This is a genomic window from Sphaerospermopsis sp. FACHB-1094, assembly GCF_014696195.1.
Taxonomy (GTDB): Bacteria; Cyanobacteriota; Cyanobacteriia; order Cyanobacteriales; family Nostocaceae; genus Sphaerospermopsis; species Sphaerospermopsis kisseleviana.
Window position 1 is genome coordinate 31,821 of sequence record NZ_JACJPT010000009.1, and the last position, 12,420, is coordinate 44,240.

The 12,420-nt window shown below is 37.0% G+C and carries 8 protein-coding genes and 4 pseudogenes; 6 read left to right on the forward strand and 6 right to left on the reverse strand.

Annotation, left to right across the window (positions count from 1 at the left end; translation table 11 throughout):
• Nucleotides 1-10: 10 nt before the first annotated feature.
• Both kdpB and kdpA (H6F47_RS04290) read right to left on the reverse strand, forming a co-directional pair.
• On the reverse strand, nucleotides 11-2,077 hold the full coding sequence (gene kdpB / locus H6F47_RS04285) for a potassium-transporting ATPase subunit KdpB (protein ID WP_190347612.1): 2,067 nt from the start codon (nucleotides 2,075-2,077) through the stop codon (nucleotides 11-13).
• 93 nt (nucleotides 2,078-2,170) lie between these two features.
• On the reverse strand, nucleotides 2,171-3,850 hold the full coding sequence (gene kdpA, locus H6F47_RS04290) for a potassium-transporting ATPase subunit KdpA (protein WP_190347613.1): 1,680 nt from the start codon (nucleotides 3,848-3,850) through the stop codon (nucleotides 2,171-2,173).
• Between the two features lie 444 nt (nucleotides 3,851-4,294).
• On the opposite strand from kdpA (H6F47_RS04290), the gene H6F47_RS04295 reads away from it, so the two are divergent.
• The 5 genes and pseudogenes from H6F47_RS04295 to H6F47_RS27750 form a co-directional block, all read left to right on the forward strand.
• Nucleotides 4,295-5,419, forward strand: coding sequence for a HAMP domain-containing sensor histidine kinase (locus tag H6F47_RS04295; RefSeq protein ID WP_190347614.1), 1,125 nt, complete (start codon nucleotides 4,295-4,297; stop codon nucleotides 5,417-5,419).
• Between the two features lie 182 nt (nucleotides 5,420-5,601).
• The gene (locus tag H6F47_RS04300) at nucleotides 5,602-6,291 is read left to right on the forward strand and encodes a response regulator transcription factor (protein WP_096568998.1); all 690 of its coding nucleotides are present in this window, start codon (nucleotides 5,602-5,604) and stop codon (nucleotides 6,289-6,291) included.
• 514 nt (nucleotides 6,292-6,805) lie between these two features.
• Nucleotides 6,806-8,191 (forward strand): annotated as a pseudogene (kdpA, locus tag H6F47_RS04305) (potassium-transporting ATPase subunit KdpA); the annotation flags it as partial.
• A 1-nt stretch (nucleotide 8,192) separates the two neighbouring features.
• Nucleotides 8,193-9,179: pseudogene (locus H6F47_RS04310) on the forward strand (anhydro-N-acetylmuramic acid kinase); the annotation flags it as partial.
• Between the two features lie 217 nt (nucleotides 9,180-9,396).
• A pseudogene (locus tag H6F47_RS27750) lies at nucleotides 9,397-9,699 on the forward strand (hypothetical protein); the annotation flags it as partial.
• A 379-nt stretch (nucleotides 9,700-10,078) separates the two neighbouring features.
• Here H6F47_RS27750 and H6F47_RS27755 read toward each other — a convergent pair.
• The 3 genes and pseudogenes from H6F47_RS27755 to H6F47_RS04325 all read right to left on the reverse strand — a co-directional run.
• Nucleotides 10,079-10,444, reverse strand: a pseudogene (locus H6F47_RS27755) (ATP-binding protein); the annotation flags it as partial.
• A gap of 76 nt (nucleotides 10,445-10,520) precedes the next feature.
• On the reverse strand, nucleotides 10,521-10,799 hold the full coding sequence (locus tag H6F47_RS04320) for a type II toxin-antitoxin system RelE/ParE family toxin (RefSeq protein WP_190647819.1): 279 nt from the start codon (nucleotides 10,797-10,799) through the stop codon (nucleotides 10,521-10,523).
• A complete protein-coding gene (locus H6F47_RS04325; RefSeq protein WP_096568974.1) occupies nucleotides 10,796-11,062 on the reverse strand; it encodes a CopG family ribbon-helix-helix protein in 267 nt (88 codons plus the stop codon). The genes H6F47_RS04320 and H6F47_RS04325 overlap by 4 nt, the downstream gene beginning before the upstream one ends.
• A 284-nt stretch (nucleotides 11,063-11,346) precedes the next feature.
• Here H6F47_RS04325 and H6F47_RS04330 point away from each other — a divergent pair, with 284 nt between their 5' ends.
• A complete protein-coding gene (locus tag H6F47_RS04330; protein ID WP_190347618.1) occupies nucleotides 11,347-11,610 on the forward strand; it encodes a hypothetical protein in 264 nt (87 codons plus the stop codon).
• 408 nt (nucleotides 11,611-12,018) lie between these two features.
• Here H6F47_RS04330 and H6F47_RS04335 read toward each other — a convergent pair whose 3' ends face one another.
• Complete coding sequence (locus tag H6F47_RS04335; RefSeq protein ID WP_096568971.1) at nucleotides 12,019-12,216, reverse strand: NblA/ycf18 family protein; 198 nt, start codon at nucleotides 12,214-12,216, stop codon at nucleotides 12,019-12,021.
• Between the last annotated feature and the right edge of the window lie 204 nt (nucleotides 12,217-12,420).

Genomic DNA, 12,420 nt, shown 5'->3' on the forward strand with positions numbered 1-12,420 from the left:
CTAAAATTGATTAAGCTAAACCCACAGACACAATTAAAACATCAATAATTTTGATAGCGATAAAAGGAGCAACCACACCACCCAAACCATAAATAAAGATATTTCTTTGCAAAAGTTGATCAGCAGTTAAAGGACGAAATTTCACACCAGTTAATGCTAAAGGAATCAAAGCCGGAATAATTAAAGCATTATAAATTAAAGCTGATAACACAGCAGATTGGGTACTTGCTAAACCCATAATATTTAATCCATTCACACCAATACCAGGAAAAATCGCCGGAATAATTGCAAAGTATTTAGCGACATCATTAGCAATAGAAAAAGTTGTTAATGCTCCGCGAGTAATGAGTAATTGTTTGCCAATAGTAACGATATCAATTAATTTTGTAGGATCAGAATCTAAATCTACCATATTAGCAGCTTCCTTTGCCGCTTGTGTACCAGAATTCATCGCCACACCCACATTTGCTTGAGCTAAAGCTGGTGCATCATTCGTACCATCTCCAGTCATAGCAACTAATTTTCCTTGAGCTTGTTCACTGCGAATGACTTCAATTTTATCCTCTGGAGTTGCTTCCGCAATAAAATCATCAACCCCTGCTTCTTGGGCAATAACTGAAGCTGTAAGGCGGTTATCTCCTGTTAACATTACAGTTTTAATACCCATTTTTCGCATTTGTGCAAATCGTTCTTTAATCCCTGGTTTGATAATATCTTTGAGGTAAATTACACCGTAAATTTCATCATTTTGACAAACTGCTAAGGGTGTACCACCTAATTTAGAAACTCGCTCATAGGCTACATCAAGTTCTGGTGTTAATTGCCCATTTCGAGAACGCACAAATCCTTTAATTGCATCTACCGCACCTTTGCGAATTTCCACACCATTGGGTAAATTAATTCCACTCATGCGCGTCTTGGCAGAAAATTCTATACCCTCCGCAGTTTGGGGGTTAAAATCTAATTTTGCTCCTAATGATTCTGCTAATTTAACAATAGATTTTCCTTCGGGAGTTTCATCAAAAATACTGGATGCTAAACAAATTTTCGCAATTTCATCTAAAGGATGATTTTGGATGGGAATAAATTCTTCAGCCATGCGGTTGCCTAAAGTAATAGTTCCCGTTTTATCTAAAACCAAAGTATTAATATCTCCACAGGCTTCTACAGCCCTTCCAGAAGTAGCTATGACGTTAAATTGAGCGACTCTATCCATACCCGCAATACCAATGGCACTCAGTAAACCGCCAATTGTAGTAGGAATTAATGCCACTAATAAAGCAATTAATACCGCAATACTCACAGGTGATTTAACATAAACTGACACGGTAGGTAAAGTGGCAATTACCACTAAAAAAACTTGAGTTAAAACTGCTAAAAGCACAGTTAAAGCAATTTCATTAGGGGTTTTAGTTCTCGCTGCACCCTCAACTAAAGAAATCATTCGATCAATAAAACTTTGTCCCGGATCTGATGTAACTTTAATGATTAATTCATCAGAAGTAATGCGTGTTCCTCCAGTGACAGAACTAGCAATATCTGTTCCTGGTTGTTTTAATACTGGTGCAGATTCTCCAGTAATAGCAGATTCATCAACAGAAGCTACTCCAGAAATTACTTCTCCATCTGCGGGGATCACATCACCGGAAATAACTTTAATTTGATCACCACGACGTAAAAGACTAGAATTAATTTCTTGAATAGAACCATCAGGAAGAAGTTTTCTAGCTGTAACATCTGATTTTGTCGCTCTTAAAGAATCAGCTTGAGCTTTTCCTCTACCTTCAGCAACAGCTTCTGCAAAGTTAGCAAAAACAAGAGTGAAGAATAAAATTATGGTAATTAAACCATTAAAAAATCGCGGATTATTCCCAGAAGTAACACCAAAAAGATGAGGATCAATAGTTACCAAAGCTGTAATAATTGTCCCTACCCACACCAAAAACATCACGGGATTTTTGATTAGATGGCGGGGGTTTAGTTTAACAAATGCTTGTTTAAATGCGCTAGGATAAAGCCCAGAAATTTTAATTTTGGGTGTATGTTTACGTTCTTGTCGGGTTTTTGTAATTTTCATATCTTTTTTATTGGTGAGGTTAAGATCCCCGACTTCTTGATTAAATCTTTTCTATAAATTCTGATTTTTTCTCAGAAGTCGGGGATCTGAAGTTTATTTACTAATCAAAAACCATTCAGCAATCGGACCTAAAACTAATACAGGAAAAAAAGTTAACGCCCCCAGAATTAAAATTACTCCCCCTGTAACTCCAGTAAATAAACGAGTGTCAGTTCTCAAAGTACCGGCAGTTATGGGTACTGGTTGTTTTCTAGAAATACCATCTGCTAATAACAATAATGCGATAATGGGAATATAACGACCGACTAAAATACTGACGCTAGTGCTAAGATTCCACCACAGGGTATTATCCGCCAAACCTTCAAACCCAGAACCATTATTTGCAGCAGCAGAAGCATATTCATAAACTACTTGAGAAACACCATGAAATCCTGGGTTACTAATACCTGAAATAGCATCAGGAAAGGCAAAAACTATCGCCCAAGGAATTAAAACAGCAAAAGGATGAACTAATAACACTACGCTGGATAAAACTATTTCTTGTTTTTCAATTTTTCGCCCTAAAAATTCCGGTGTTCTCCCTACCATTAATCCTGTGAGAAATACTGCCAAAATTAAGTAGATAAATAAATAAGCTGTACCTGTTCCCTGTCCTCCCCAAATAATTTGTAAAAACATATTTACAAGGGTAGAAAATCCCCCAGTAGGCATTAATGAGTCGTGCATTCCGTTAACTGCGCCACACATTGTTGCTGTTGTCATCACTGCCCAAAGTGCTGTTTGCGCGAAACCAAATCTTACTTCTTTTCCTTCTAAATTAGGTTGTTGTAATCCTAATACAGAATTAACAAGAGGATTACCTTGATATTCACCAATAGCTGTGATCATGACTAAGAAAACAAAGATGATAAATACCATCCAATATACTAACCATCCTTGTTTGATATTATTAGCAAATACCCCATAGGTGTAAATCAAGGCTGAAGGAATAGAAATCATTGCCCAAGTTTCTAATAAGTTAGAAAAACCATTGGGATTTTCAAAGGGATGGGCTGAGTTAACACCAAAAAAACCACCCCCATTTTCACCAATTTGTTTTATAATTTCCAGGTGGGCAACTGGTCCGCGAGCTATAGCTTGTGTTAATCCTTCTAATGTTGTTGCTGTTGCTACTCCTGCTATGGTTTCTGGTACACCAGCTATGATTAATAATAATCCCCCTACAATAGATAGAGGTAATAAAATTCGGGTAATTGATTTGGTTAAATCAATATAAAAATTACCTAATTTTCTGCCTGTTAAACCGCGAATAAAGGCAATTCCTACCGATAAACCTGTAGCTGCTGATGTGAACATTAAAAAACCTATAGCGAAGGTTTGACTGGCATAACTAAAGGTTGTTTCTCCAGAGTAATGTTGTTGATCTGTGTTAGTTAAAAATGAGATGGTAGTGTGTAATGCTAAATCCCAACTTGGTGCTTTTAATCCTGTAGGATTAAGCGGTAAAAATCCTTGAGTAATAAATATACAAAATACCAAAATTGCCATGACAATATTGCTATAAAGTACGGCTTTTGCATATTGCCAACCTGTCATTTTATCTTCAATAGTAACTCCAATCAATTTGTAAATTATTCTTTCTATGGGATTTAAAACTTTGTCTAATACTGTTCTTTGTTCTAGAAAAACATGAGCAATATATTTTCCTAGTAAGGGAGTGGTGGCAATGACAATTATTAATGTCAATGCTATTTGTAATAAACCTTGTATCATGAATGATTAAAACTCCTTAAAGACTAAATCAAATAGCTGTGATCTGGGGAGCATCCCAATTAAAAAAATGAACACAGCGATACTAAAAACTCTCTTAAACCTTCTTACCTTTGTGTCCTTTGCGTTCTTTGCGTTCTTTGCGGTTCAATCGTATCAAGTAGTAATTTCAAGATTCCAAAACAATAAACTTACACATTTGGGATACTGCCGTGATCTGGGCTTGATGAATTTATATGATTATTGATTTTGAGGTAGAAAACAAGGGATACAAGGATATAAAAAATGTTTATTTTTTCTATTTATGTGTTTATTGCCAGGTATATATCATTGTTTAGGGCGTTTAGTTAAAATCTAAACGCTACAGCAGAATTCAGGAGTCAGGAGTAAAAAGGGTCGTTTTTATATAAAATGTAAATTAATATCATGATGTCATTTGGGTGCAAAATGAAAAATTTACAGCTTAAATTATTAACTAATAAATTGTATACGGGGAAAATTTTGATAATTATTACTATATTTATCTGTTTAGTGTTGTTAGAATATTCTACCCCCAATGATTATGTTTTTGGCTATCTTTATAGTGGATCAATTGTCTTAGTTAATTATTGGTTTAGAGGAATAGCAACAATAGGTGCTACATTTTTGGCTGTTTTTTTAACTATCTTCAATATTTGGATACCTGGAAATGAATCAATTCAGTTTTTTACTATTGCTAATCGGGTAATTGCAGCTATAGCATTGATAGTTACAGGATTTTTAAGTCAAAGATTGAGAATCACACAACAAGCTGTTTCACTCACTCAAACCCAATTAGAAAATCAAGCACAATTAATGAGACTACGAGAAGATTTCGCCTCTACACTTACCCATGATTTAAAAACTCCACTTTTAGGGGCAATTGAAACTATAAAAGCTTTTCAACAAGAAAAATTTGGTGCGGTTTCACCAAGTCAAGAAAAAGTTTTAGCAACAATGGCACGTAGTCATCAAACATCTTTGGTTTTATTGGAAACTTTGTTAGATGTTTATCGTAATGATATTGACGGATTAAAGCTAAATTTAGCACCTGTGGATTTAGCTGTTTTGGCGGAAACAGCAGTTTCTACTTTGATGGAATTAGCAGCAAATCGTCGTATTCATATATCATTAAACTATGGTGATTCTGATTGGAAGCGATCGCTCTGGGTGCTTGGTGATGCACTACAATTACAACGGGTTATTGATAACCTGTTAATTAATGCTATTAATCATTCCCGAAGAGGCGATCGCGTTGAAGTGGTCTTAGAATCCCTACTTTCCTATCAAGTTGTAAAAATTATGGATACGGGCGCTGGTATCCCTCCAGAACATTTTTCCCACTTGTTTGAGCGATTTTATCAAGTACATGATGATTATGGCAGTCTTTCCCAACGTCAAGCTAAAGGTTCAGGATTAGGACTTTATTTATCTAGACAAATTATTGAAGCCCATCACGGTATAATATGGGCAGAAAACAGAGTTCCCAATGGAGCTATTTTTGGCTTCAAGCTCCCTGTTTTACCATTTCAGGGGAGCATCCCAAATGTGTAAGTTTATTTTTCACTGGGGAAATAAAGTGATCCAAAACTTGATATGAACCGCAAAGAACGCAAAGGACACAAAGGTAAGAGGTTGTGAGAGATTTTTTAGTGTTGCTGCGTTTATTTCCCAAAATGGGGATACTCTCTATTTCAGTCTGCTGAAGTTTTAAATATATCTAATATCTAGGTAAAATGTCTTCTACCACTATTAAAATTCTGCTTGTTGAAGATGATGAACTTTTTCGTTTAGGTTTGCGTGTACGATTGCAACAGGAAATTGGTTTGGATATTATCGCTGAAGCTGAAGATGGAGAAACAGCTATTGATTTAGTTAATAAATATTCCCTGGATGTGGTATTATTAGATATTGGTTTACCAGGAATTGGCGGTCTTGATGCTTGTTATCAAATTAAACAAAAATACCCTAATTTACCAGTTTTAGTTCTTACTTCCCATTCTCAAAAATCTCTAATTACACAGTTAATTACTGCGGGCGCTCAAGGTTATTGTCTCAAAGGTGTAGCTGCGGAAACATTGATTTTAGCTCTCCGTTCTGTCGCGGCTGGTGCATCTTGGTGGGATGAAATAGCAACTCAAGCAATTCGTTCTTCCTTGACTTTAAATTCTGCTCATTTATCTTCAGAAAATAACTCAAAAACTCTCAATCCTCTCACCCATCGAGAAATAGAAATTCTCCAACTTTTAGTGGCAGGAAAAACTAACCATCAAATAGCAGAAATTCTTTATATTACCACCGGTACTGTGAGGGTTCATGTTCATGCTATTTTACATAAATTGGGAGTTGGCGATCGCCAGACTGCTGTTACCGTAGCTTTACAAAAACAGTTAATTAGTCATCCAGTAAAAATTCAGAATTTATAACAATAATCAAATCTAAAATCAAAAATCAACATTGGCATAACCAATAACCCTTGTATTCCTGTTTACAATCTCTATGTGCCAACATATATAATTTCCCTATATCTTCTTGCACAACTAATAATTTTTACCAAAACTCGGAAATAGAGAATATAATTATCTGCTAACCTTTGTTATGGTTGGCATCCGATATATTAAAAGTGTAGTCTTATACTAGGAACCAATAAAGATGTAATAAAATTATCAGGAGTTTTTATATTTTTGAAAGTATAAGCTTACTGCATTTTTTGTATAAAAAAATATCAGTAATATAACCAGCAAAATAGATGAGTAATAGTAAAAATGAAATATTCTTAATACTAAATCCCACAAACATCCAGAAAATAGTAAAACAAGATTGATAAATTGAGGTGATATTGAGACATTATCCAAACCTAGCAATCTAATGTAAGAGTAACTTCGGTGATTTTTTCAATATTGACTGGCTATAACTTCAGTGTAATCGAGTAATAAATAAATGGGACAAGGTTTTTTACAAATTGCGTTAACCCTATGTATTGTCATAGCTATCACACCCCGATTGGGACAATACATAGCCCGTGTTTTTTTGGGAGAAAGCACAATACTTGATCCCATCATGAACCCGATAGAAAAAATTTTCTACCTAGTGGGGGGTGTAAGTAAAAAAGAGGAGATGACAGCTTGGCAGTATATCCGGGCAGTCATCAGTAGTAACTTAATCATGGCAATTTCTGTGTATTTACTAATCTCTTTTCAGGGAATACTGCCTTGGAATCCCAACGGTTTAGTAATGCCTACATGGGATACAGTGCTACATACTACCATATCCTTTTTGACTAACACTGACCAGCAACATTACATAGGGGAAACAACATTAAGCTATTTTAGCCAAACAGCAGCTTTAGGCTTTTTAATGTTCACCTCAGCAGCAACTGGTTTAGCAGTAGGAATAGCATTTATTCGGGGGTTAACAGGTCGAAAGTTAGGGAATTTTTACGTTGATATTACCCTTGCCATTACTAGGATATTGTTGCCCCTTTCAATTATTGGGGCGATCGCTCTCCTGGCTTTAGGTGTACCACAAACATTAGAAGGTACTTTAGTTGTCCAAACCCTAGACGGAGGAACACAGTACATAGCCAGAGGTCCTGTTGCTTCCTTTGAAATTATCAAACTGTTAGGCAACAACGGCGGCGGCTTTTTTGCAGCTAACTCAGCCCATCCCTTTGAAAATCCCAATGGTGCTTCTAATTTACTAGAAATCATTGCCATGATGGCAATTCCCTCATCCTTAATTTATACCTACGGTGTATTTGCCAATAACCAGAAACAAACTTGGTTACTGTTTTGGATGGTGTTTGTAATCTTCATAGTTATGATCTGGGTTACAGCAGTGGGTGAACTGCAAGGAAATCCCATTATTAACCAAGCTTTAAATACAGAACTACCGAATTTAGAAGGAAAAGAAGTAAGATTTGGCTGGGCAGAAACAGCATTTTGGGCGGTGACAACCACCGCTACCATGACCGGTGCAATTAACGGAATGCACGATTCCTTAATGCCCCAAGGTATATTTTCTAGCTTATTCAATTTATTTGTACAGATAATCTGGGGAGGACAAGGAACAGGAACAGCCTACCTATTTATTTATCTGATCCTGACCGTCTTTATAACTGGGTTAATGGTAGGACGCACCCCCGAATTTTTAGGACGCAAAATAGAACAACGGGAAATATTTCTGGCCAGCGTCGTCCTACTGATTCATCCGATCATAGTATTAGTGCCTAGTGCGATCGCCCTAGCTTATCCCATATCCCTATCAGGAATCAGTAACCCCGGTTTTCACGGTATTTCCCAAGTAGTTTATGAATACGCATCAGCGGCAAGCAGCCCAAAATATTCAAGTCGGTTATCCCCCTGCCACCCTTATCGGTTCTCACGGTCAAACTGTTTACCATCGACCTCCAGGATTTTCTATTTCAGAAAATTCTGTTTCAGGAAATATTTTACCCAGTCATCAGTCACCATTCCCCTATCCCCAATCATTAGGTTACAGTTTGCAGCTTGGCCGGGGTGCTTTAATTTCTCGCCTGACAGGCATCACTACTATTAGTAATTTCCGTGTGGCTGATATTGCTGTTGGTGGTCATGGTGCGCCTCTTGTTCCTAGAGTCGATGCCTATTTACTGAGTCATCCCCAGGAAGCACGTTGTATTCAAAATGTTGGTGGTATTGGCAATGTAACTTATCTACCTCCCCGGCGTGATGACTGGTTAAATCAAATTCTGGCTTGGGATACTGGTCCTGGAAATAGTCTCTTGGATTTGGCAGTGCAATATTTTAGCAATGGTGCTAAAAGTTATGATGAAAATGGTAGTTGGGCTGCTAGTGGTAGTCCCTGTTATCCATTGGTAGAAAAATGGCTAAGTCAAGATTATTTTCGTTTACCACCTCCTAAATCTACGGGTCGGGAGTTATTTGGTGTAACTTATCTACATCAGTGTTTACAAGACTGTCAAGCATATCAACTTAGTCCGGCAGATGTGCTGGCAACAATTACAGAACTCACGGCTGCTTCGATTGTTAATAGTTACCATGCTTTTTTACCGCGAATGCCAAAATGTTTATTATTATGTGGAGGGGGTAGTCAGAATCTTTACTTAAAACACAGGTTAGAGTTATTGTTGAAATCAGTAAAAGTTTTAACTACAGATGAAGCCGGGGTAAGTGCAGAGTTTAAAGAAGCGATCGCTTTCGCTATTTTAGCCTATTGGAGACAGTTAGGTCTTCCTGGTAATTTACCCGTTGCAACTGGAGCAGATCAAGAAGTGGTTTTAGGAGAAGTACATCCGGTGACAGGTGATAAGTGAGGAAAATTTTAGATTTTAGATGTTAGATTTTAGATTGGAAATCACAAAAACAATACCTTCGGGTGATGCCTCCGGCACATTACGCTAACAGCAGTTGCTCATGGGGAAACCCCCAAGAACTCACTGCTTGACCAAAATCCAAAATCCAAAATCAATAACTCCTGACTCCTGACTCCTAAGATTATTGTTGTTGAAAAAAATCAAAGGAATTTATAAGGTGGCTCACAGTTTTTTGTTGGAACCAGGACGCTGGATCATGCAAGGAAGTTGGTTGGAAAGAAATAGTATGCCGATCAGCTTTAAAGGTATGACTTTGGTAGTTTGGGATCGTGATGATTGGTTTTCTATGGCGACAAAGTTGGTGTTTCCTGGTAGCGATCGTTCAGAAATATCTTGCCAATATAAAGGTAGACTGCATGAAGGCGATCGCCAATATACTTTTTTGCTTCAGCATAATATATTTGGACAGATTGAAGGTGAAGGTTGGATTTGCCCAGATACCATCGTACAGCGTTATTTTGGTCATTGTATCCAGAACATTGCTCAAAAGATTTTGCCTTATTAGCAGGAAAATCTGTTTCGCTATAACGGAGAATTCTCATATCTCCGTGTCTTGTATTAAACCGAATATAATGTTTGAGATATGACCACTTTGTAATGCCATCTTCTTCTGAATTATAGTAGGTTGAAAATCTTTCTACCTCCAAGCCTTGGACAATAATCATAGTTCCTGTTGTAAATCTTTTGTAAAAAAAATCTTCGTTCAAATTATTTATAATGTTTGTACTTTGTCTCTTAGGTATAGAGAATAAATTTTGGAGGGTTTGCCAAGGATGATTATCTATATTAGATTGGATATTATATTGAGGACTTAAATTATCTTTAGGATTATCTATTGATATTGACCGCCAATTATCTTCATTACTACAGCGTGTGATCAAAGCAAATTTTTTAGCAGCAAAGCATAACTTTGAGCCTTGGCATTTGTAACCAATAAAGTCACCTTGAATTTTAGTAGATTTACCAATTGAAAAAAATGCTCTATAGGGAGTTATTCTATTAACTTCTTCTGTTTCGCTTAAACCAATACCATTATCAAAGAATATAAAGCCTTGATACTGCAACAGAGGATAAATCTCGATTCTTGATGCTTGAGCATCGTAGGAATTAGATATTAACTCACGAATAACCTCACAAGGATCTTTACGGTTAACCGAAAGTTCAGATAAAACGTGCTTGTAATCTATTTCTGGGTGCTGAGTCATACTGGGTTACTCAAGATAAACATAACATATAGAATTATACAAGTTGGTGTGAGCTTTTTCTAACCTGATTCAGTTTTTACCCAAAATCACGAAACTCCTTACCGTGCCATATTCTTAATACAAAAATCCCATCCTCAAGACGTAAATATCGCACAACATAATCACCAGCTACAAGTTCACGGACATTTTCAAGTTCCGGTATAGAACGCCCTATATCGGGATGCAGTACAAGTTTTGCGATCGCTTGTCGCAGCCGCAGAGATATGCGTTCTGCCGCTTTGGGATTATGAACCGCGATAAACTCTCGTAGACGAATCAAATCTTGAACTGCACTTTCCGAAAACTCTAATTTCATAGCAAAGGAGCCTTAGTTTCAGCCGCAGTTCCCCAAGTCTCCAACCATTTCATCACCTCTTCTCCTGATACCACGCGACTGGCTTCAATATCAGCTAAAGCTTCTTGAGTTTCTTCCAATATCCTTTGTTTAAGTTCTTCCTGCTCAATATACCGACGGAGAGCATCATTAATTATCCAACCTTTAGAACGCTTAGTACGGTTGGCAGTGATTTCAAGTTTCTCTTGTAAGTCATCATCAAGCCGAAAACTCGTGGTACTCATGAAATTACCTCAATAATGCACAACATTATATTGCATTATTTTTAATGTAATTCATTATTCATCAACTTTCAACCAGAGAAGTCATGAATAGTTCATTTCTCAGACTCCTTCTTTCTTTGCGTATTTGCGTGAGATTATTTCCCCTATAAATCCTCATGCAACGCCCCCAAATTGCGGATCTCCGGCCAAATCATCGCCGTCACAACCACCACCAAAATCGTACCTATTCCCCCACTAACCACAGAGAAAACAGGTCCAAATAAAGCTAGTCTAAACTCCAGTTAATGACAATCCCCTCCCGTGGCAGAAACAAATCACTAAACTCACTCCTGGAAGGTCACTGCACTCATGTTCTTTCCTCTAGTATTGCCCCTATTCAACGCGAAAGACTGCAAGAGTGGCTAGAAATCAGCAAAGTATTGACATCATCCGCAGATGCTCAAGTTAGTAAAAATTTTCTCAAACAGGAGTATGAAAAGATAAAACGGCAAATATTAGCTAAACTGCAAACAAGTGATACTGGTTCATCCTTTGATATATCTGGATAATAAGTAAAGTTTTGTAAATAAAATTTCTTGATTAACGCAAATTATAGTTATATAAAATGGAAAGCTAAACTTAACTGCACTCTCGACATAATAAAAAGATGTCGACATCCTTGGCAGCAGGAGGAAGCAAACAACAAACGGCTCTATTCTTTGAGATATGAGCTTTTTGGGTAATTTTTGTATTCCACTAAATTAGTTTCAGCTATATACAATAGCATCTTCTACAAAATTGGTCTGGGCATTATTAGACTGAAATATGATTACTGAATTTACCTGTGTCAGATCCTATGAGATCAAGAGTTAGGTGACTGGTAATCGAAGTTGACGCCCCAACATCCCCAGCTTTTTTCCGCTGGTGGAACCAAGCAAGAGAAGGAGGTCGCCCACTGCGACAAAAGCAAACCTACTCTATGCCATAGTGGAACCTGAATCTAATCCCCACTGATGCTTGAGAAGCTCTTTATAAGTTGCTTCCCTTACAACCATTTGTTCATAGAGTTTAACCAAAAACTCTTGTGCTTGTTCATGGCTCATGTTCTTGACCTGTGTAGCAAATGAACAAATGCTAAATTGCTGTTCCAAGGAAAGCTCTATTGGTTGATTCATAGTTAAAACCTCAAAAAACAACGCTTAACAGTGATATTGGTGACAGAAAAGCCAAGGGTGTGAGACTTGGGCTGATATTTGTTTTCAGCATTTGTTTTTCCTCTGTATTAAGAAAGATAACAATTGTTTGACAAATTGCCCAGTACCTTGCGGTTAATTTTTCTGTTTCTAAATCTTGCGTTTAAATCTAATGTTTTAAGCCCA